The organism is Pseudomonas sp. Root329 (assembly GCF_001424925.1).
GTDB classification, from domain to species: Bacteria; Pseudomonadota; Gammaproteobacteria; order Pseudomonadales; family Pseudomonadaceae; genus Aquipseudomonas; species Aquipseudomonas arabinosi.
Genome location: NZ_LMCV01000005.1, coordinates 1 through 18,817, shown reverse-complemented (window position 1 = coordinate 18,817; position 18,817 = coordinate 1). Strand labels below are relative to the sequence as shown.

The following is an 18,817-nucleotide window of genomic DNA, read 5'->3' as shown; positions in this document are numbered from 1 at the left end:
AAAAGCTGTACGCCGATCTGCTTTATGTGGGAGCGGCGGTGCGACGATTCGACTTGCTCGCGAAGCTGTTGATCTTGCTGTTGCTGTTGCTTTGGCTTCAGATCTGTTGCCCTTTTCCCAGAGGCCGAACGCAGGTATTGCGCAGGGGGCACCGCGGCAAGGATGCCGCGGTAGCCGCCCCCGGCCATGGATGGCCGATGGCGGCGGGCCCNTGCCCCTTTCCCAGAGGCCGAACGCAGGTATTGCGCAGGGGGCACCGCGGCAAGGATGCCGCGGTAGCCGCCCCCGGCCATGGATGGCCGATGGCGGCGGGCCCCCGGAGCAATGCCTTCGTTACGGCATGCCGAGCCTAAGCGAGGCACCGAATGGAGGGGCAAAGCGTTTTGCTTCCTTTTGGGCGTTTGCAAAAGGGAGTCGCTGTAAAAGCGAAACCGCCAGCAGCCATCACCGCAGAAACGGATATACACACAACCTAGCGCAAACAAAAATACCCGGCAGAAGCCGGGCATTCCAGACACGAACTCAAGTCAGACGCTAGCTTGTGTAACCCAGTTTCGCGGCCTTGCTCTCTTGCCCCCGCCCACGCGTAGCCAGGCAGTAATACAACGGGCAAGTCACCACCAACCCCACCAGCCATGACAAATCAGCCCCGTCCACCAGATTGGCATACGGCCCGACATACAACGACGTATTGGCAAACGGCAGCTGCACGATAATCCCGATGAAATACGCAACGATCGCATGCAGATTGAACCGCCCATAAATCCCGCCATCCGCACGGAAGATCGAGGCAATGTCATAGCTGCCACGCTTGATCAGATAGAAATCAATCAGGTTGATCGACGCCCAAGGCACCAACACCAGCAACAGCGCCAAAATCAATCCGATGAACTGCGAGATAAAATCCGCCGAAGCGCCCAATGCGACAAAACAGCAACCCGCCAGCACGATACTCGACAACACCACGCGCACCTTGATGCTCGGCGTCCACTGACTGGCGAAGGTCTGGATCGAGGTGATGATCGACAGCACCGCGCCATACAGATTCAAGGCGTTGTGGCTGATGATGTTGAGCAGAAACAGCACCATCAGAATCGGCCCCAGCCAGCCAGTGGATTGCTTCACCGCCGCCATCGCCTCGGTACCTTCCGGAGTGGCCAGCACCGCCACCGCGCCGAAAGTGAACGACAGAATGGTGCCCAGCGTCGCGCCCAGATACGTGGCGAAAAACGGCCGGGCAATCCCGATATCCGCCGGCAGGTAACGCGAGTAGTCCGACACATAAGGCGAGAAGCTGATCTGCCAGATGATTCCCAACGACACCGTTGCCAGCCAGCCCGACAGGTTGAAACCGCCGCGGGTGAAGAAGTCCGCCGGCAGGTCATGGGCGAAGATGTAAAGGAAACCGGCGAGCAAGGCACTGCCCATGACCCAGGTCCCGATGCGATTGAGGGTGTGAATGAAGCGGTAACCGATCACCCCGATCGCGGTGGCGCTCAAGGCGCCGATGAGGATGCTCGCCGGCACCGGAACCGAAGGCGCGATGCCGACAATTGACTTTCCGGCCAGCACGATATTGGAGATGAAAAAGCCGATGTAGATGATCGCGGCAAAGAACACGATCAGCAGCGCACCGTAACGGCCGAACTGGCCGCGGCTCTGCACCATCTGCGGAATCCCCATGCGCGGACCTTGCGCCGACGCCAGGGCAATCACCAGACCGCCGACCATATGTCCGAGCGCAATCGCCAACAGCCCCCAGAACAGGTCAAGGTGGAACACTTGAACCACCATGGCGCCGGTCACGATGGGCAGCGGTGCAATGTTGGTACTGAACCATAAAGTGAAAAGGTCGCGGGCCTTCCCGTGGCGTTCCGCGAGTGGGACGTAATCGACCGTGTGATTCTCGATCAGGGGGTCTTGCCGGGACATCTGGGACATGTGCATGAACTCTAGTTTGTCTGATCTTATAGTTGTACGAAGCCAAACCGGGGGAGCTCTTTGGCCGCCCCTCAGATGCCGGTCATATTATGGTATTCCATCTTTTTAACAAGACTGCTCCGGTCTTTTAGCGCCCATCTGAGCCGCAATCCTCAAGCATCAGCGCCCGTTTAAACGGGCTACAAGCCCCGTAAACATTGGCTACAAGACCAAAGACGTACGTTTATCGGGTCAAAAAAAAAGCCCTTGCAAACTATGTATTACGGTATACCATCAGACCTACAAACACATAAAAACCCGCATTACACCGCCAGAGGACCGTCCCATGATCGATGCCGCCATCTATAAACAAGTGATGGGTTCGTTTCCTTCCGGGGTGACTGTGATCACCACGCTGGATGACGATGGCCAAATCGTCGGCCTGACCGCCAGCGCCTTCAGCTCGCTGTCCATGGACCCGGCCCTGGTGCTGTTCTGCCCCAACTACAGCTCCGATTCCTATCCGGTACTGATCAAGAACAAACGCTTTGCCATTCACGTCCTGTCCGGCGGCCAGCAGAGCGAAGCCTATGCCTTCGCGCGCAAAGGCAAAGACAAGGCGCAAGGCATCGAATGGACCTTGAGCGAGCTCGGTAACCCGATTCTGGCCAACGCCACGGCGGTGATCGAATGCGAGTTGTGGCGCGAATACGAAGGGGGCGACCACGCGATCATGGTCGGCGCGGTGAAGAACCTGATCGTGCCCCAGCAGAACGCCGGGCCACTGGTGTATTGCCACGGCAAAATGGGCGCCCTGCCCGTGCTCGCCTGATTCGAAAGCAAAGATCGCAGCCTTCGGCAGCTCCTACAGGTGTACGCCGCTAGAATGTAGGAGCTGCCGCAGGCTGCGATCTTTTGATCTTTTCAAGATAAACATTTTGTAAATATGTCGTGTTATGGCACGCCAACAAAACAACAAAGATCCGAGGTAAGCGTCATGAAGTTTTCCCTGTTCGTGCACATGGAACGTTGGGACGAAAGTGTCAGCCACCGTCAGCTGTTCGAAGACTTGACCGAACTGACCCTGATGGCCGAAGCCGGCGGTTTCAGCACCGTCTGGATCGGCGAACACCACGCCATGGAATACACCATCTCGCCGAGCCCGATGCCGCTGCTGGCCTACCTGGCCGCCAAGACCACCACCATTCACCTCGGCGCCGGCACCATCATTGCGCCGTTCTGGCACCCGTTGCGGGTCGCCGGCGAATGCGCCTTGCTGGACGTGATCAGTAACGGCCGCATGGAAGTCGGTCTGGCCCGTGGCGCTTATCAGGTGGAGTTCGACCGCATGGCCGGCGGCATGCCCGCCTCCTCCGGTGGTCAAGCGCTGCGCGAGATGGTTCCGGTGGTGCGCGCCCTGTGGCAAGGCGATTACGCCCACGATGGCGATATCTGGAAATTCCCGACGTCCACCAGTGTGCCGAAGCCGATCCAGAAGCCTAACCCGCCGATGTGGATCGCCGCTCGCGACCCGGACTCACACAACTTCGCCGTGGCCAACGGCTGCAACGTCATGGTCACGCCGCTGATGAAGGGCGACGAAGAAGTCCTCGACCTGAAGAACAAATTCCAGGCGGCCCTGGACAACAACCCGGACGTACCACGCCCGCAACTGATGGTGCTGCGTCACACCCACGTCCACGCGACGGATGATCCCGAAGGCTGGAAAGTCGGGGCCAAGGCGATTTCCAGGTTCTATCGCACCTTTGATGCCTGGTTCGGCAACAAGGAAGTGCCGGTCAACGGCTTCCTGGCGCCGAGCCCGGAAGAGAAGTTCGCCGAGCGCCCGGAGTTCAAACTGGAGAGCCTGCACAAGACCGCCATGATCGGCACCCCGGAAGAAATCATCCCGCGCATCAAGTACTACCAGGAACTGGGGGTCGACGAATTCAGCTTCTGGTGCGATAACAGCCTTCCCCACGCGGAGAAGAAAAAATCCCTGGAGCTGTTCATCAAACACGTGGTCCCGGCGTTCCGCTGAGTCCACCACCCTGCCCCTCGGACGCGAAGCCGGGGGGCTGACTGACGTGTAGGGTCGATTCCAATGATCAATGATCGCCGCCCATCACTCGCCCTTCCCTCCGGCGCCGAGCAGGCTTACCTGCGCGGCGAATGGACCGCTTCGCATCTCCATTTCAAGCGTCTGCGCGCCAGCGTTACCGCCAAGCAGAACGGCTTCTGGCAACCCGTTCACTGAGCCCTCCCGAACTGGAATTCACGCACTCCACGTCTCGTCATCACGAGGCGTGCCCGGTGCTTTGTGCTTCGGCCCATGATCAGGTTTGCTCAATGAACAATAAAAACGCGCTGTTGATCATCGACATGCAGCAGGAGGACGGTTTCGTCCTGGAAAACCTCGACACGGTGGTGACCCACACCGCTGCTCTGCTCGAGACCGCCCGCCGTCAGCGGGTGCCTGTCATCTATACCCGCCACATCAATCAGGCCGACGGCAGTGACTTGCCGCGCGGCGAACCGCGAGCGGCCGACGGCGGCCCCAGCAGTTATCGCGCCGGCACCCGGCAAGTGGAAATCATCGAACGTCTGGCGCCGCAGCCTGATGAACTCATTATCGACAAGGGCCGTTACAGCGCCTTCCATCGCACCGACCTGGATGCCCGACTCAAAGCGCTCGGGGTCGATACCCTGATCGTCTGCGGCGTGTTGACCGATGTCTGCGTGCTCAGCACGGTGTTCGATGCCTTCGCCCTGGGCTATCACATTCGGCTGGTCAGCGATGCCTGCACCACGACCACACTGGCGGGACACTACTCGGCGCTTTTGATCATGGCCAACTGGGTCTACGCCCTGGAAATCCTGACCTGTGCCGAATGCCTGCGAGCCCTGGAAAACCGCGAGTATCTAAGCCTGATCCCCGAGCACCCGGACCTGTTCGCCCACCAGCCCCATGAGCTGGAAAGCACCATCGCCCGTTTGCAAGCCCACCTCGCCCGGACTCAGGAGTAATCGCCATGCAAGTCGAAAAAAGAAGCATCGATTTCATCCCTGAGACCGAACGCCATGGCCAACCCGGCTCGCTGTTTTTCATCTGGTTCGGCGCCAACATGAACATCACGACCATCGCGTCCGGTGTGTTGCCGGTGGTGATGGGGCTCAATCTGTTCTGGAGCGCATTGGCGATCATCATCGGCTCGCTGTTGGGGGCGATTTTCATGGCCTCCCATTCTGCCCAGGGGCCAAAACTCGGCATCCCGCAAATGATCCAGAGCCGGGCGCAATTCGGCGTGCTGGGAGCGGTGTTGCCGCTGCTGTTCGTGATGTTGATCTACCTGGGGTTCTTCGTCAGCAACACCTTGCTCGCCGCTCAGGCATTGGAGTCCGTCAGCCCGTTACCGGCCACCGGCAATATCTACCTGATCGGGGCGTTGTGCTTTGTCGTCGCGCTCTACGGTTATCGCCTGATCCATCGCCTGCAGAAAGTGCTGTCGCTGCTTTCGTTGTTGGTGTTCATCGCCGCTACGGTGCTCGCCTTGCAGCTGCCGATCCCGGCCGAACAATGGCTGGCAACGGGTTTCTCGTTGTCGAAGTTTCTGGTGGCGGTGAGCATTGCCGTGACCTGGCAACTGTCCTACGCGCCGTATGTAGCCGACTACTCGCGTTACCTGCCGAGCAGCACGCCGACCGCAAAGGTGTTCTGGTACAGCTACGCCGGCACGGTCAGCGGCGGTGCCTGGATGATGATTCTCGGGGCGATCCTCAGCGTCGGCATCAGCGACTTTTCAAGCAACGTCGGCAGCCATGTCGCCGGGCTGTTTGGGAGCGGCGCGTTGCTGCTGTTCGCCTTCATCGTCTATGGCCAGGTGTCGATCAATGTGTTCAACCTGTACGGCGCCTTCATGTCGACCATTACCGTGATCGAACCCTTTGCCCGGCTCAAGGTGACGCCTCGGGTTCGCGGCCTGTTCATGCTGGTGATCAGCCTGGTGGCCACAGCCTTGTGCACCATCAGTCAGGACGACTTCATCACCTTCTTCCTCAACTTCATTTTCTTCATGAGCTATTTCCTGATCCCTTGGACGGCAATCAATCTGGTGGATTACTACTGCCTGCGCAAAGGCCAGTACCGGATCGATGACATCTTCGACAAGGACGGGATCTACGGGCGCATCAACTGGATCGCCTGCGGCAGTTTCGTGTTGGCAATCGCCCTGGAAATCCCCTTCATGAACACCACGTTGTATGTCGGCCCGGTGGCCAACGCCCTGGATGGCGTAGACCTGGCCTGGATCATCGGGTTGCTGGTGCCCGCCCTGAGCTACTACTGGCTGATGAAACTCGCCAAGCGTGCTCCGCTGGTGGGTGAAGCGCTGCCGTAGATCACTGAAAGACACAGCGCCGGTCAAGGCCGGTGCTGTGCCTTGCCATTCATCGGTAAAACTCAACAAACGAAAATGCTTGCCGATAGTCAGGACAATGCCCCATCGTCTGGGGATCCTGGAATGTGTAGCAGCGGGTTAAAGCTGATGAAAGATATCTATCTACTGATCGAGCACGGCATCGATCAAGGCGAAGTGTATGTACTGGGCTATTTCGATGATGAACGCAAGGCTAAGGAAGTCGCCGAGGAGAAGGAGTGGGAGGCGTATCGCGCCAGTTTGAAAGCCGAGCATGTATGGTCCAGCCACAAGCCGTTGGCCCCGGATAAAACAGCTTATCGGCGTTACTGGATAAAAGCGGTTTCCAGGTTTGAGCGCGTACCTGTCCCGAGATCCTCAGCAGTCCACTGAAATTGAGCCAGTGCCGAATTTCAGGCAAAAAAAATCCCAGGCAGCTGATGGACGCCTGGGACTCAAAATGCATAAACCGTGGTGGTGAACGCGGGGCGAATATTACTTAATATTTCTGTCTGTAACAATATATTTTGATTCACTATCCAGTTACTAAATCCTCTAACTCATTAAATATCCACACATTTTTTATGGGCGAGCACCGACAAGGGCCGATTTAGAGGTACCAGCGATACTCCCGCGCACTGATGTCCTGCAGGAATGCCAAATGGTCCTGGCGCTTGTTTTCGCAGTAGACATCCACGAACTCCGCCCCCAAACCCTCGCGCAGCTGCACGTTGTTTTGCATCGAACGCACGGCCTCCAGCATCTCCAGCGGGAAGTCGATTCCGCTGCCACGATCTTCGTTGAGGGATGCAATCGGTTCACGCCCCACTTCCAGCCCTTGCTCCAGCCCGACCAGAATCGCCGCCAACACGAGATATGGATTGGCATCCGCGCCCGCCAGGCGATGTTCGATGCGCAGATTTTTAGCGTCCGACTCGGGCACCCGCAGGCAGGCGTCACGATCTTCAAAGCCCCAACTGGCGCGCGTGGCGACATTCACCGTGCCGCTCAAGCGACGCATTGCGTTGTGATTCGGTGCAAAGATCGGCATGCAATGCGGCAACACTTCAAGGCAACCGGCCACTGCGTGGCGTAGCGCCTGTTGATCGTTAGCTGCCAGCAGGTTAGTTCCCGCCTCGTCGTAAAGGCTCACATGCACATGCATGCCGCTACCGGGGTGCTGCAAGTAGGGTTTGGCCATGAAGCTGGCGCGGTGGTTGTGCTTGAGGGCCACGCCCCGTGTGCTGCGGCAGAACAGGGCCGCCCAGTCGGCCGCACGCAGGCCGTCGTCAAGGTGACCGAAATTGATCTCGAACTGGCCCGGGCCCAACTCCGCAGTGATCACCGTGGCATCGATGCCTTGCGCCCGCGCCGTCTCGACCATGTCATCGAGTACCGGTGAAAATCTCGACAGCCGTTCGATGTGCATATTCGGCTGATCATCGGCATCGTCGGTCAGCTGATCGCGAGGGAACTGTGGCAAGCCGTCACGTAGCTGACGATCGAACAGATAGAACTCCAGTTCGAACGCGACCACGGGGAAAATCCCTTTTCGGCCGAGGCGCTCGAGCACCTGCGCCAACACTTCACGCGGCTCGAAAACGATAGGCTTTTCAGTACCGCTTGAGGTAATCAGCATCTGCCCCAGCAGTTGTTTTTCCCAGCTCACGGGCTTGAGCGTACCGGGCACCAAGCGGCGGGGAGCATCCGGATCGCCGTCGTTGAAACAGTAGTCGCCGATTTTGAACAGACCGCCCTGCGTGCCCAGCAACACACAGTTTTGCGGCAGCTTGAGCGCGCTGCCTGCGGCGACCTTCTCGAGCATTTCTATCGGGTAGCGCTTACCGTAAAAATGCCCGGGGATGTCCAGGGAAATCAGGTCAACGTAACGCACCTGCGGGAAGCGCTGGCGAAACGCGCGAACCTCAGCAACCAGATCAGAGCAGACAGCATCCATCGTTAGTGTTCCTTGTTGTTTTTATCAGGTGTAAACCCAAAGCACCCGGGCGAGCTGATCCGAGAGGTTGCCGTAGCGACAATGTGTGTGACTGGCCAGCTGAAAACTGTCGCCGGTGCGCAATGTCACCGGTTTATCGTCATCCAGCCACAGCGTCAGCTCACCCTCGAGGACATAGCCACCCTGCTCCGAGCTGTCGTTCATGTGCCGATCACCACTGCTGGCGCCGGGCTCCAGCTGGCTTTCAAGCATTGAAAAGGACGCCCTCATTTTCGGAGAGACGAGGATGTCGGTAATCCCGTCGGCGTAGTACAGCGTGCGTCGCTCATCCGGACGGGTCACCCAAGGCAATGCCATGGGCTTGGGCAAACTGTAGAAATAGGTGGTCGGCACGCCGAGGGTTTCGCTGATGGCGGTCAAGTCCGCCACCGTGGGACGTGACAACCCCCGCTCGACTTGCGAGAGAAACCCGACCGAACGACCGATTTTGTCCGCCAGCTCTTTCAGCGTGTATTTTTTGTGTTTGCGCAGGTCCTGGATCAGGATCGCCAGCGCCGAGATTTCTTCTTGCATGTCCATCTAAGGCTTCCCGAAATTGATGCTTCAAAGGCTGTCGCGCAGCCGATACCAGGCCTTGCCGATAGCTTCCAGCAGCGCGGCCAAATACTTTCCACCGGGAAAACTGCCGTTGATCAAGCCCTGGTACAACGCCAGCTCATCCGGCTGGCCAAGTATTGCGTCGGACACGGCACGCGCCCCGGCCAATGTCGGCAGCACGCCATGCCCTGAGTAGCCCTGTAGCCAGTAGAGATCGCCACGTCGACCGATGTCAGGCGTGCGCTTGAGGGTCAGATCGATGTGTCCTCCCCAGGCAAAGTCCAGTTCGACGCCTTTGAGCTGGGGGAACACGCGTTCCAGATAGGGCCGTGTCGCGGCGGCGATGTCCTTCGGCATGCCGCCCAGGTAAGTGCAACCACCACCGAACAGCAGGCGGTTGTCCGGCGTACGGCGGAAATAATCGAGGACAAACTGGTTGTCCGTGACGCACACATTGCTGGGTAGCAGCGCGGTCGCCTGTTGCTCTGAAAGTGGCGCGGTAGCCACCTGATAAGTGCCAACCGGTAACACGCAACTCGACAGCTTCGGATCAAGCCGATCAAGGTAGGCATTGCACGCCAGCACCAGCACGTCGGCGCGAATGCGACCGCGTTCAGTGGTGACCACGTAACGATCGCCGTCTTCGCGATAACTCAACGCCTTGCTCTGTTCATGAATGCGTCCACCGGCCTGTTCAATCGCAGCGGCCAGGCCGAGCGCCAGTTTCAGCGGATTCAAATGCCCGCCTTCAGGATCAAACAGGCCCGCCTGGTAGCGCTCACTGGCGACCCAATCAGGCAACGCCTCGCGCGAAATGAACTGCAAACCATCGTGGCCCCACTTGTGGCTGGCCTCGTGTTGCCATTCTGTCAGCAGACTCACCCGACGCGGCATTACCGACGTCCAGAGGTGGCCGGGCCGATAGTCACAATCAAAACCATGGCGCGCGGGCAAATCTCGCAACTCCCGTGCCGCCCAGCGCATGCTGTCCCATAACCGGCGCGCGCGCTCATAACCCAGCGCCGCCTCCAACGGCGACATGTCACACGACCAACCGAGAATGGCCTGACCGCCATTGCGACCCGAGGCGGCCCAGGCCACCCGACTGGCTTCCAGCAACGTCACGCGCTTACCGGACAGGGCCAGACGCAACGCCGTATGCAACCCACTGAAGCCTGCCCCGATGATCAGCACCTCGGTGTCCTGCTCGCCCTCAAGAACAGCTCGATCCACCAAGCGATCCGCGCAGGTGTGGGCGTAATAGCTGGCGACGTGCCGGGTAGATTGCTGAAACATGCAGGCCTCGTGAATTTTTATACTTATAATTTCATGAAAAAGTACACGTTAAATTTCACGACCGCAACCGCTCAAGGCGCAAAAAAAATCCCGCCCAAGAGAACCCGGGCGGGATTTTTTCTAAGCAGCCAGCGTTATCGAAGCACCACTGCCGACGTTTCAGGCGACAGGAATCATCGGATCCGCTGAAGCCAGCGCAGTGACACGATCAGCCGCGGGCGGGTAGATCCACATCGTGTTGATCTGGGTTTTCAGCGCTTTGGCTTCCTCTTTGACCAACTTCACCTGGCGGTCCCAACCCTCGGTGTAGACCGCGCCCCAGGCGCCCAGATCCAGACAGGTGACCGATATCACCGACTAAACCTTACAGACAATCACGCACGGCCTGACGCAACGCGCCTGATTTCGCCCAGGGCGGCCCCTGATAAAGCGATACGTGACTGCCATCCTTCGATTTCACGATATCCACGATCTCGTCGGCCGTGATGATGCTCGGCGCCGTGACTCTGTAGCCGTTGGAAATCGCCGATTGAGTGGTATTGGGTATCTCCCGCTGCCACGCCGGCAGAACGCACGCGGCATAGTCTTTTGGCGCCTTGTCGCTGTACTTGCTGAGATTGGGCTCACCTGGCACAAGGGACGCGGGCAACGAACAGCCCGCCAGCAACGCCAACCCTACTCCCCCAATCAATTTGCGCATGACGCTTCCTTATCCCGAAAAAGGGGAATGTAGCGCGCCGCTGTCCAGACATCCATCCGTTGCACTGACCTCAGCAAGGGGCGTTGTGTTCACCGGGATCCGGATACGACCTCTCGTTCAAATAAGTCATCCATCTTTCATACGCTTCATGCTGCCATTGAGTCACCCGCTCCCATTCCGGGCCGCTCAACTGATGTGCAGAAATCAGTTTCATCATTTCCGTGGTGGCCGCGTCCAGATCAACCATCAGCTCATGGGCATGAAATCTAAAGTCATCAGTAGCCGTCATTTGAAGTTGCCTCGCCCTAGCAAAAATTCACTACTTCACTACGACATCAGATTTGCGGGTTCGCGTTGATTTTCCCGACAAAAGGCTGCACCCACGGCTCAGACGAACAAAACGCCCTGACCCGGGAAATGGGACTAAAATTTCGTAGCGGAGATTGGCAGGAGGTCATCATGTGGCTTAACGAATCTGAAAACGAACTTCGGCGTGACCTGCAAGGTCTTGCGTCGGATCTGAGATGGTCAGCGGTAGAGCTTTTGCGCATCGCAGAGCAGCTACGCCTGGCCGGCAATGACGTGGATGCGCAAGCAACCCTGAAGCTCTGCGAGTTGTTTCAGGGAGATGAAGAACGACTGAAGGGTTATGCCGAGGAAGTGAAAGCCAGGATTATCACTCGAACGAAAGCTCAATAGCAGGAGCACTGCCATGCACAAGCCTCTATGCGTGCTGGTCGTTGTACTGGCCGCGTCGGGTGGCTGCAGCACCGAATCGCGTGTCTTTCGGGATCAGCCTTTGGTCGCAAAGGTCGAGACCGGCATGAGCAAGGATCAAGTCCAGCAGATTGGCGGCCAGCCTTTATCCATAACGGATCGCACCGTTGAGCCTGGCACGTGCTTTGACTACAAGCTGACGAAGGCCGGCCATCAGCAGACGTACAACGTCAGTTTCGATGGCGGGGGCAAGGTCGACCATACAAGCTTCATGACCTGCGCGGAATGGAGTCACGCGCAGCAAAAAGCCCGAGAGCCTTCCCGCGGCGGCGGTGGCGGTTATTAGCCCAAGACCTCAGCGCCAGGCAACGAAAAGCCCCGGCGAACCGGGGCTGCAAGTGCGCTATTTATCTGACTTCTGGCTGCGTGCAGGCCGACTTGCCCTGGCCTTGTAGCCGGGAAGAGCGGCCGCAAAGGCCAGTGCTTCCTCTTTACTGCCAAAGGCTCCAAGCCGGTCACCTTTGGTGCACACCCGCCATGGGCCGTTGTTCACGCTGAGTACGTCATAACCGTTCATGTGCATTTTGGTCAGCATCGGAACGCTCATAGTCACCTCCATTTCGGCAGTGATGATCCTGGATTCACTTGAATACCTTACACCCGACCTTCCATGAAGTGCCGACCAGACGTCGCGCCGGGATTCCGACATCCGGTTGCACTTTCAACCGCGTCCATCACTCCAACCATTGAGACAGACACCTCGGCTCGAATATTGCATTTTTATGACTGATTTATGACAAACAGCAATCAGGTAACACATGAAAGTACGCGCGACCGTTATTTGCGAGCAGGACCGGCACATTCTCCTGGTGCGCAAGCCAAGGAGTCGCTGGATGCTGCCCGGCGGAAAGATTGAGCGTGGTGAAGCCATTGCCGACGCCGCCACGCGAGAACTTCAGGAAGAGACAGGGCTTGGGGTCGACGGGTTGCTGTATCTGATGGAGTTGCAAACGGGCAGCACCCGACACCATGTGTACGAGGCCTCAGTGGCGAACGCGAATGAGGCCCGCCCGCAAAACGAAATTTTCGATTGCATCTGGTATCCCCTGGACGCGGTCCAGAACCTCGACACAAGCGACGCCACGCTCAAAATCATCAAAGCGTTTCAGCGTCGCCTGTAAGGCTCTCTATCCTGCGGCCAACGCCGTCGCGGCCTTATCGATGAACGCCGCAATCTCGACCGGCATCGACGCCAGGGACGCATGGCTGGCGTGCAGGGTCAGGATCTCCCTGGCGTTCAGCCGCTCTGCCATCCATTGCTGATTGTCTGGCGAGATCATCCTGTCATCCGTGGAAACCTGATACCACGACGGCTTCTTCTTCCACGCCACCGTGTTGATGGTGTCGCCGAAGGTGCTGGCCAGCGGCGCTTTCTGGGTGATGCCCATCACCAACCCTTCGGTCTTGGGCAGGTCCTGGCAGAAGCTTTCGTGATAGAGCTCAGGTTTGACCCACAGATAACCGTCGCTGTCGGGAGCCAGGTTGGCCGCCGCTGCGGGTGGATGCCGTTGCGTGATGCCGCCGGGACTTTCACCGACGTCCGGCGCGAAGGCAGCGATGTACACCAGCCCCACCACATTCGGTTGATCGCCGGCCTCGGTAATCACCGCACCGCCATAGGAATGCCCCACCAGCAACACGGGCCCCGACACTTGGGCGACCATCTTGCGCGTGCGCTCTGCATCGTCGGCCAATGAAGTCAGCGGCATCTCCACCGCGCGGATGTTCGTAATGCCCTTGTGAATCAACTCGGCGATGACCTTGTTCCAGTGGGCAGCACCGCCCCAAAAACCATGGACCAGCACGATCGTGGGTTTGTCGCTCATCACGATGACTCCGATTGAGGATGGGTTGTTGGCAAGTCGCGTCAGCCCTGGTCGCCGCCACCGACCGGCATGATCATGCCGGTGATATAGGACGCTTCGTCGCTGGCCAGAAACAGAATAGCGCTTGCCTGTTCATCCAGCGTGCCATAGCGCTTCATCAAACTGCTGTCGAGCGTCTGGTCGACAATCTGCTGATACCAGACCTTCTCTTGCTCGCTCTGATCGGCGCTGTTGCGCGGAATCACCCGCGGCGGCGCTTCGGTGCCACCGGGCGCGGTGGCATTGACCCGAATCCCGCGACCGGCGGTTTCGAAGGCCAGACAAGCGGTCAGCGCGTTGACCCCACCCTTCGCCGCACCGTACGGCACGCGATTGACACTGCGCGTGGCGATGGACGAAACGTTGACGATGGCGCCACTCCCCTGCTCAAGCATGAACGGCAGCGCGGCATGACAGCACCACAGCGTCGGGAACAGCGAACGGCGCACTTCGGCCTCGATCTGCGACGCTTCGTAATGCTCGAAAGGCTTGGTCCAGATCGTCCCGCCCACATTATTGACCAGCACATCCAGACGCCCGAAACGCTCGACGGCGGTTTGCATGACGCGGCTGCATTCGCTGTATTGCTCAAGATCGGCGGTCAGCGCCAGCACCTGGCTGCCCTGCCCCAATTGCTGCTGAACCTCGAACACCAGCTCGGAGCGATCGACCAGAATCAACCGCGCCCCTTCCGCCGCCATGCGCTCGGCAACACGCCGACCGATGCCTTGGGCAGCGCCGGTGATCAGCGCGACTTTATCTGTGAATCTGTTCATACATACCTCGTGGCGAAGATCAATTTCGCAGGGAATCGGCTATCTGTAGCAGCTGCCGAGCCTGCGAGGCTGCGTTCGGCTGCGCAGCAGTCGTCTGGGTCTGCGAGGACTTCGGTCGAGCGCGACCCCGGCTCGAACGCAGCCTCGCAGGCTCGGCAGCTGCTACAAAGACGGTGTCGTTGCTGATACTTACGCCGCGCTGGCGGCAAATTTCTCGTAGTAAAAGTTTGTCGGCGCGATGCCTTTTTCACGGATGAACTGGCTGACCGCCTCGACCATCGGCGGCGGGCCGCACAGGTAGACATCGACGTCGCCTTCGTTCAAATGCTGCGGCTCGATGTGTTGGGTCACGTAGCCCTTGAGCGGGTGCTGACTGTCCGGGTTGGCCACGCAGGCACTGAAGCTGAAGTTCGGGATTCGCGCGGCGAAGGCTTCGAGTCGATCCATTTCCACCAGATCGAAATCGTTGGTCACGCCGTAGATCAAATGCAGCGGATGTTCACTACCCTGCTCGGCGATTTTTTCCAGCATCGCCGTGAACGGTGCCAGCCCCGTACCGCCGGCCAGCAACAACAACGGACGGCGAATGTCGCGCAGATAGAAACTGCCCAACGGCCCGGCCAGGCTCATGCTGTCGCCCGCCTTGGCCATGCCGGTGAGAAAGCTGCTCATCAAGCCGCCGGGCACGTTGCGGATCAAGAAACTGACCTCGCCGTCACGCTGCAACGAGCTGAACGAATAGGCGCGGGTCTGCTCGCTGCCGGGAATCCCGAGGTTCACGTATTGCCCCGGCAGGAACGCCAGTTTGCTCAGGGCTTCGCCCTTGATCGACAGCGCGATGGTGCTGTCGGACAACTGGCGCACGGCGCTGATGGTTGCGTCGTAACTGGCCTGACGGGTGCGGCACACTTCGGAAGAGGTCGGCACGCGCACCACGCAATCGCTCTGGGCGCGCATCTGGCAGGTCAGGACGAAACCTTGCTCGGCCTCTTCCGCGCTGAGTGCGTCTTCGATGTACTCCTCGCCCAAATCATAACGGCCGGCCTCGGCGAAGCATTTGCAGGTACCACAGGCGCCGTCGCGGCAATCCAGTGGAATATTGATGCCTTGGCGATACGCGGCATCGGCCACGGTTTCGCCGACATTGGCGTCGATGAATCGGGTGACGCCGTCTTCAAAATTGAATGCAATGGAATGAGTCATGACCGCTGCCTCACAAGTGGTAAACATCGATGACCTGGCGAACGTAGTCGTTCTTCAGGATCACTTTCTTGGCCAAGATCAGCGGGTTTTCACCGCGCACATCGAGGGTGTAGAAACTGCTGCCGAAATAGCTGTCGACGGTCTTGTAGCGAAAGCTCAGGGTGTGCCAGTTGAAGCGCACTTTGCAGAAGCCGTCAGCCTGTTCGAGCAGCTCGATGTTGCTGATGTTGTGCGAGGTACGGGTGTCCGGCATGGTGGCGCTGGAACGCTCGGTCTTGATGCGGAAGACGCGGTCTTCCAGGCCGGTGCGGTTGCCGTACCAGATCAGCGAGATTTCCCGCTGCGGGTCTTCGGTCAACTCGTCGTTGTCGTCCCAGGACGGCATCCAGAACGTCGCGTCCGGGGCGTACAGCTCCAGCCATTCGTCCCATTGCCGGTCATCGAGGTAGCGCGCTTCGCGGTAGAGAAAATCGCGTACGGCGTCATAGGTGATGGTCATTGCACGGCCTCCACAGGAATCAGTTCGGACTGCTCGGCGGCCAAGGCTTTGAGCATGGTCTGCTGCCAATACTTGTGTTGCAGCACGAACAGGCCTTCGTCTTCGGTGCGTACGCCGCTGAGCAGCGGATGCAGGTCGATTTCCTTGGCGGCGTCATCAGCGCCTTCGATCCAGTGTTCGGCGCCACGGGACATGTCGTTCCAGGCGGTCACGCTGCCCTGATAACTGGTCTGGCAGGAACGAAATTCTTCCAGATCATCCGGGGTAGCCATGCCGCTGACGTTGAAGAAGTCTTCGTACTGACGAATCCGGCTCGAACGGGCGTGGTCGCTTTCGCCTTTGGGGGCGATGCAGTAAATGGTGATTTCCGTGCGGTTGACCGAAATCGGCCGGGCGATACGGATCTGCGAGCTGAACTGGTCCATCAGGTACACGTTCGGGTACAGGCACAGGTTGCGCGAGTTCTCGATCATCCAGTCGGCGCGAGCCTTGCCGAAGTCCTGGGCCAGCTCATCGCGACGCTCGTACAGCGGACGGTCTTCGGGGTTGGACCAACGGGTCCAGAGCAACATGTGGCCCTTGTCGAAGGAATAGAAACCACCGCCCTGCTTAGCCCAGCTGCCGGCGCTCATGGTCGGATTGCAATCGCCGGCCTCGCGCTGCTTGCGCTGGTTCTGGGTGGCGGCGTAGTTCCAGTGCACGGAACTGACATGATAGCCGTCGGCGCCGTTTTCGGCGGTGAGTTTCCAGTTGCCTTCGTAGATGTAGCTGGAGGAACCGCGCAGCACTTCCAGGCCATCGGCGGACTGGTCGACGATCATGTCGATGATCTTCGCCGACTCGCCCAGGTGTTCAACCAACGGCAGGACATCGGCCTTGAGGCTGCCAAACAGGAAACCGCGATAAGACTCGAAACGCGCGACTTTGGTCAGGTCGTGGGAGCCTTCGCAGTTGAAGCTCGCCGGGTAGCCCGCTTCGGCCGGATCCTTGACCTTGAGCAGCTTGCCGGAGTTGTTGAAGGTCCAGCCGTGGAATGGGCAGGTGTACGAGCTCTTGTTGCCAGACTTGTGCCGGCACAGCGTCGCACCACGATGGCTGCAGGCGTTGAGGAACGCATTGAGTTCACCGTCCTTGTTGCGCGCGATGAAGATCGACTGGCGCCCCATGGTGGTGGTGTAGAAATCGTTTTTGTTGGGGATCTGGCTTTCGTGGGCCAGGTACAGCCAGTTCCCTTCGAAGATGTGCTGCATCTCGAGATCGAACAGCCGCGGGTCAGTGAACATCTCGCGCTTGCAGCGATAGATGCCCTGTTCTTTGTCATCTTCGAGCAGGGAGTGAAGGTATTCGGGTCGCAGGGACATGGCCGCCGCCTCCATTGTTTTTATTCAGGCAGGGCCATGCTAGGACGGGGGGAAGTGGCGGACTATCCGCTGGGTGCAGACCTGTATCCGTTTTGTGCAAAGGTTAATACGCACATACACGTAGCAGCTGCCGAGCCTGCGAGGCTGCGTTCGAGTGCGCAGCACTCGCAAAATGGCTCGCACGGTATTTCAGGCAGACCGCATCGATCCTTGGCGAGCGCTTCGCACTCGAACGCAGCCTCGCAGGCTCGGCAGCTGCTACAGGTGATTTGCGGTGTTTCAGTGGCGGCGTTTGAGGGTGTCGGACGGCAATTCGCCGAACTGCTTGCGGTAGCTGTCGGAGAATCGACCCAGGTGCAGGAAGCCATAATCCATCGCCACTTCCGTGACGTTGCGCACGTTGCAGGTCGGGTCGCTCAGGCAGGCGTTGATGCGCTCAAGGCGTTTTTGCCGGATGTAGTTTTTCGGCGTGGTGCCGGCGTTGCGTTCAAACAATCCGTACAACGAGCGCAGACTCATCCGCGCCTGGCGTGCCAGTTCTTCGCTGTCGATGTCTTGTTTGAGGTGGCCTGCGATGTAGTCGGCGATCACCTCGAACGTGGCCGTCTGTGAGCCGAGACTGATCCGGCTGACATTGGTCTTCATCAGGCTGAGCATCTTGCTGACGATAATCTGTGCGTAGTGCTCCTGCACCTTGGGAATCTGCTCGGTGGCCTCGGCTTCCTGGCAAATCATCGCCAGCAGACCGACAAAGCCTTCCAGTTCATCGAGCTGATAACGGTTCTCCAGAAACCGCACGCCCTGCCCCGGATAGCGCCAGCGCTGCTCATCGCACACCGATTCCAGCAACGGCGTGGGGACTTTCAGAATGAATTTTTCGCAATCGTCGGAGTACGTCAGGTCCACCGGATCATCGGGATTGATCAGCAGCAACTCGCCGGGGGCGAAGTAGTGTTCCTGGCCGTGGCCGCGCCACAGGCAGTTGCCGCGCAGCAGCACTTGCAGGTGATAGATGCTTTCCAACGCACCGGAGGTGACCCGAACGCTGCCGCCATAGCTGATGCGGCACAGGTCGAGGCTGGCAAACTTGCGGTGATTGAGGCTGGCCAGCGGTCGCCCGGCCCGGGGCATCAGAATGCAATGATTACCGACATGCTGATTGACGTAGCCCGACACCGCGTAAGGGTCGGCGTGGTCGAATACGGTGCTGCGCTGACTCAACAGTTGCGCTTGCATCATCGGGTCACTCTCATTGTTGTTATAGGTTGCGCCGGGACCATTCTAAGGCAGTACTTGCAGCGGTGTGTCAGTGGACTGACCTGTGGAATGTACTGGCCTTTTCGCGAGCAAGCTCGCTCCCACATCTATGGTTACCCCCTTTTCTGCAATACTGTTTTTGATGCGTGTTTGGCTTGCTTTCATCTATCCGGCGTCTGAGTGGGGTTGTGGCC

The 18,817-nt window shown here is 58.8% G+C and carries 22 protein-coding genes and 1 pseudogene; 9 read left to right on the top strand and 14 right to left on the bottom strand.

Features of this window, described 5'->3' with window-relative positions; all coding sequences use genetic code 11:
• Window positions 1-534 precede the first annotated feature (534 nt).
• Window positions 535-1,941, bottom strand: coding sequence for a purine-cytosine permease family protein (locus ASC74_RS07440; RefSeq protein ID WP_056740503.1), 1,407 nt, complete (start codon window positions 1,939-1,941; stop codon window positions 535-537).
• A gap of 325 nt (window positions 1,942-2,266) precedes the next feature.
• Between ASC74_RS07440 and ASC74_RS07435 the strand changes: the two genes are divergently transcribed.
• From ASC74_RS07435 to ASC74_RS30850, 6 genes are all read left to right on the top strand, one after another.
• A complete protein-coding gene (locus ASC74_RS07435; protein ID WP_056740501.1) occupies window positions 2,267-2,752 on the top strand; it encodes a flavin reductase family protein in 486 nt (161 codons plus the stop codon).
• Window positions 2,753-2,917: 165 nt separating this feature from the next.
• On the top strand, window positions 2,918-3,961 hold the full coding sequence (locus ASC74_RS07430; protein WP_056740497.1) for an LLM class flavin-dependent oxidoreductase: 1,044 nt from the start codon (window positions 2,918-2,920) through the stop codon (window positions 3,959-3,961).
• 63 nt (window positions 3,962-4,024) lie between these two features.
• Window positions 4,025-4,177, top strand: coding sequence for a hypothetical protein (locus tag ASC74_RS31825; protein WP_177338838.1), 153 nt, complete (start codon window positions 4,025-4,027; stop codon window positions 4,175-4,177).
• 92 nt (window positions 4,178-4,269) lie between these two features.
• Entirely contained in the window at window positions 4,270-4,947 is a 678-nt protein-coding gene (locus ASC74_RS07425) for an isochorismatase family cysteine hydrolase (protein WP_056740496.1), read from the top strand.
• 5 nt (window positions 4,948-4,952) lie between these two features.
• Window positions 4,953-6,317: a purine-cytosine permease family protein gene (locus ASC74_RS07420; RefSeq protein ID WP_056740494.1), complete on the top strand. Its 1,365-nt coding sequence runs from the start codon at window positions 4,953-4,955 to the stop codon at window positions 6,315-6,317.
• 147 nt (window positions 6,318-6,464) lie between these two features.
• Window positions 6,465-6,728, top strand: coding sequence for a hypothetical protein (locus ASC74_RS30850; protein WP_082555782.1), 264 nt, complete (start codon window positions 6,465-6,467; stop codon window positions 6,726-6,728).
• Window positions 6,729-6,945: 217 nt separating this feature from the next.
• Here ASC74_RS30850 and ASC74_RS07415 read toward each other — a convergent pair whose 3' ends face one another.
• The 6 genes and pseudogenes from ASC74_RS07415 to ASC74_RS07390 all read right to left on the bottom strand — a co-directional run bounded on the left by ASC74_RS07415 (window position 6,946) and on the right by ASC74_RS07390 (window position 11,174).
• On the bottom strand, window positions 6,946-8,292 hold the full coding sequence (locus tag ASC74_RS07415; protein WP_056740492.1) for a glutamine synthetase family protein: 1,347 nt from the start codon (window positions 8,290-8,292) through the stop codon (window positions 6,946-6,948).
• Between the two features lie 24 nt (window positions 8,293-8,316).
• Complete coding sequence (locus ASC74_RS07410) at window positions 8,317-8,871, bottom strand: helix-turn-helix domain-containing protein (protein ID WP_008154577.1); 555 nt, start codon at window positions 8,869-8,871, stop codon at window positions 8,317-8,319.
• A 24-nt stretch (window positions 8,872-8,895) separates the two neighbouring features.
• The gene (locus ASC74_RS07405; RefSeq protein WP_056740490.1) at window positions 8,896-10,185 is read right to left on the bottom strand and encodes an NAD(P)/FAD-dependent oxidoreductase; all 1,290 of its coding nucleotides are present in this window, start codon (window positions 10,183-10,185) and stop codon (window positions 8,896-8,898) included.
• A gap of 159 nt (window positions 10,186-10,344) precedes the next feature.
• A pseudogene (locus ASC74_RS07400) lies at window positions 10,345-10,530 on the bottom strand (NAD(P)/FAD-dependent oxidoreductase); the annotation flags it as partial.
• A gap of 19 nt (window positions 10,531-10,549) precedes the next feature.
• Window positions 10,550-10,885, bottom strand: coding sequence for a hypothetical protein (locus ASC74_RS07395; protein ID WP_056740486.1), 336 nt, complete (start codon window positions 10,883-10,885; stop codon window positions 10,550-10,552).
• Window positions 10,886-10,955: 70 nt separating this feature from the next.
• A complete protein-coding gene (locus tag ASC74_RS07390; RefSeq protein ID WP_056740484.1) occupies window positions 10,956-11,174 on the bottom strand; it encodes a hypothetical protein in 219 nt (72 codons plus the stop codon).
• A gap of 170 nt (window positions 11,175-11,344) precedes the next feature.
• On the opposite strand from ASC74_RS07390, the gene ASC74_RS07385 reads away from it, so the two are divergent.
• Window positions 11,345-11,584 (top strand): hypothetical protein, encoded by a 240-nt coding sequence (locus tag ASC74_RS07385; protein WP_056740482.1) that lies wholly within the window; start codon window positions 11,345-11,347, stop codon window positions 11,582-11,584.
• Window positions 11,585-11,597: 13 nt separating this feature from the next.
• Window positions 11,598-11,948, top strand: a complete 351-nt coding sequence (gene osmE / locus ASC74_RS07380; RefSeq protein WP_056740480.1) for an osmotically-inducible lipoprotein OsmE — start codon at window positions 11,598-11,600, stop codon at window positions 11,946-11,948.
• Window positions 11,949-12,005: 57 nt separating this feature from the next.
• Here the strand turns inward: osmE and ASC74_RS07375 are convergent, their stop codons facing one another.
• Window positions 12,006-12,209 carry a hypothetical protein gene (locus ASC74_RS07375; RefSeq protein ID WP_056740478.1) on the bottom strand — a complete coding sequence of 68 codons (204 nt, stop codon included), beginning with the start codon at window positions 12,207-12,209 and terminating at the stop codon, window positions 12,006-12,008.
• 211 nt (window positions 12,210-12,420) lie between these two features.
• Here ASC74_RS07375 and ASC74_RS07370 point away from each other — a divergent pair, with 211 nt between their 5' ends.
• Window positions 12,421-12,783: an NUDIX hydrolase gene (locus ASC74_RS07370; protein WP_056740476.1), complete on the top strand. Its 363-nt coding sequence runs from the start codon at window positions 12,421-12,423 to the stop codon at window positions 12,781-12,783.
• Between the two features lie 6 nt (window positions 12,784-12,789).
• Here ASC74_RS07370 and ASC74_RS07365 read toward each other — a convergent pair whose 3' ends face one another.
• From ASC74_RS07365 to ASC74_RS07340, 6 genes are all read right to left on the bottom strand, one after another.
• Window positions 12,790-13,488 carry an alpha/beta hydrolase gene (locus tag ASC74_RS07365; protein ID WP_056740474.1) on the bottom strand — a complete coding sequence of 233 codons (699 nt, stop codon included), beginning with the start codon at window positions 13,486-13,488 and terminating at the stop codon, window positions 12,790-12,792.
• Window positions 13,489-13,529: 41 nt separating this feature from the next.
• Window positions 13,530-14,303: a 1,6-dihydroxycyclohexa-2,4-diene-1-carboxylate dehydrogenase gene (locus tag ASC74_RS07360; RefSeq protein WP_033057715.1), complete on the bottom strand. Its 774-nt coding sequence runs from the start codon at window positions 14,301-14,303 to the stop codon at window positions 13,530-13,532.
• Between the two features lie 189 nt (window positions 14,304-14,492).
• Complete coding sequence (gene benC / locus ASC74_RS07355; RefSeq protein WP_033057713.1) at window positions 14,493-15,506, bottom strand: benzoate 1,2-dioxygenase electron transfer component BenC; 1,014 nt, start codon at window positions 15,504-15,506, stop codon at window positions 14,493-14,495.
• A 10-nt stretch (window positions 15,507-15,516) separates the two neighbouring features.
• Window positions 15,517-16,005: a benzoate 1,2-dioxygenase small subunit gene (gene benB / locus ASC74_RS07350; protein ID WP_056740472.1), complete on the bottom strand. Its 489-nt coding sequence runs from the start codon at window positions 16,003-16,005 to the stop codon at window positions 15,517-15,519.
• Window positions 16,002-17,366 (bottom strand): benzoate 1,2-dioxygenase large subunit, encoded by a 1,365-nt coding sequence (gene benA, locus ASC74_RS07345; protein WP_056740470.1) that lies wholly within the window; start codon window positions 17,364-17,366, stop codon window positions 16,002-16,004. The genes benB and benA overlap by 4 nt, the downstream gene beginning before the upstream one ends.
• A 279-nt stretch (window positions 17,367-17,645) precedes the next feature.
• A complete protein-coding gene (locus tag ASC74_RS07340) occupies window positions 17,646-18,605 on the bottom strand; it encodes an AraC family transcriptional regulator (protein WP_056740468.1) in 960 nt (319 codons plus the stop codon).
• Between the last annotated feature and the right edge of the window lie 212 nt (window positions 18,606-18,817).

What these genes read in the sequence shown, in the direction of transcription:
- ASC74_RS07370 (WP_056740476.1), top strand. Translation starts at nt 12,421, where the DNA reads ATGAAAGTACGCGCGACCGTTATTTGCGAGCAGGACCGGCACATTCTC.
- ASC74_RS07435 (WP_056740501.1), top strand. Translation starts at nt 2,267, where the DNA reads ATGATCGATGCCGCCATCTATAAACAAGTGATGGGTTCGTTTCCTTCC.
- ASC74_RS07360 (WP_033057715.1), bottom strand. Translation starts at nt 14,303, where the DNA reads ATGAACAGATTCACAGATAAAGTCGCGCTGATCACCGGCGCTGCCCAA.
- benC (WP_033057713.1), bottom strand. Translation starts at nt 15,506, where the DNA reads ATGACTCATTCCATTGCATTCAATTTTGAAGACGGCGTCACCCGATTC.
- benB (WP_056740472.1), bottom strand. Translation starts at nt 16,005, where the DNA reads ATGACCATCACCTATGACGCCGTACGCGATTTTCTCTACCGCGAAGCG.
- ASC74_RS07365 (WP_056740474.1), bottom strand. Translation starts at nt 13,488, where the DNA reads ATGAGCGACAAACCCACGATCGTGCTGGTCCATGGTTTTTGGGGCGGT.
- ASC74_RS07410 (WP_008154577.1), bottom strand. Translation starts at nt 8,871, where the DNA reads ATGGACATGCAAGAAGAAATCTCGGCGCTGGCGATCCTGATCCAGGAC.
- ASC74_RS07375 (WP_056740478.1), bottom strand. Translation starts at nt 12,209, where the DNA reads ATGAGCGTTCCGATGCTGACCAAAATGCACATGAACGGTTATGACGTA.
- ASC74_RS07420 (WP_056740494.1), top strand. Translation starts at nt 4,953, where the DNA reads ATGCAAGTCGAAAAAAGAAGCATCGATTTCATCCCTGAGACCGAACGC.
- ASC74_RS07430 (WP_056740497.1), top strand. Translation starts at nt 2,918, where the DNA reads ATGAAGTTTTCCCTGTTCGTGCACATGGAACGTTGGGACGAAAGTGTC.
- ASC74_RS30850 (WP_082555782.1), top strand. Translation starts at nt 6,465, where the DNA reads ATGAAAGATATCTATCTACTGATCGAGCACGGCATCGATCAAGGCGAA.
- ASC74_RS31825 (WP_177338838.1), top strand. Translation starts at nt 4,025, where the DNA reads ATGATCAATGATCGCCGCCCATCACTCGCCCTTCCCTCCGGCGCCGAG.
- ASC74_RS07395 (WP_056740486.1), bottom strand. Translation starts at nt 10,885, where the DNA reads ATGCGCAAATTGATTGGGGGAGTAGGGTTGGCGTTGCTGGCGGGCTGT.
- ASC74_RS07385 (WP_056740482.1), top strand. Translation starts at nt 11,345, where the DNA reads ATGTGGCTTAACGAATCTGAAAACGAACTTCGGCGTGACCTGCAAGGT.
- osmE (WP_056740480.1), top strand. Translation starts at nt 11,598, where the DNA reads ATGCACAAGCCTCTATGCGTGCTGGTCGTTGTACTGGCCGCGTCGGGT.
- benA (WP_056740470.1), bottom strand. Translation starts at nt 17,366, where the DNA reads ATGTCCCTGCGACCCGAATACCTTCACTCCCTGCTCGAAGATGACAAA.
- ASC74_RS07425 (WP_056740496.1), top strand. Translation starts at nt 4,270, where the DNA reads ATGAACAATAAAAACGCGCTGTTGATCATCGACATGCAGCAGGAGGAC.
- ASC74_RS07340 (WP_056740468.1), bottom strand. Translation starts at nt 18,605, where the DNA reads ATGATGCAAGCGCAACTGTTGAGTCAGCGCAGCACCGTATTCGACCAC.
- ASC74_RS07390 (WP_056740484.1), bottom strand. Translation starts at nt 11,174, where the DNA reads ATGACGGCTACTGATGACTTTAGATTTCATGCCCATGAGCTGATGGTT.
- ASC74_RS07415 (WP_056740492.1), bottom strand. Translation starts at nt 8,292, where the DNA reads ATGGATGCTGTCTGCTCTGATCTGGTTGCTGAGGTTCGCGCGTTTCGC.
- ASC74_RS07440 (WP_056740503.1), bottom strand. Translation starts at nt 1,941, where the DNA reads ATGTCCCAGATGTCCCGGCAAGACCCCCTGATCGAGAATCACACGGTC.
- ASC74_RS07405 (WP_056740490.1), bottom strand. Translation starts at nt 10,185, where the DNA reads ATGTTTCAGCAATCTACCCGGCACGTCGCCAGCTATTACGCCCACACC.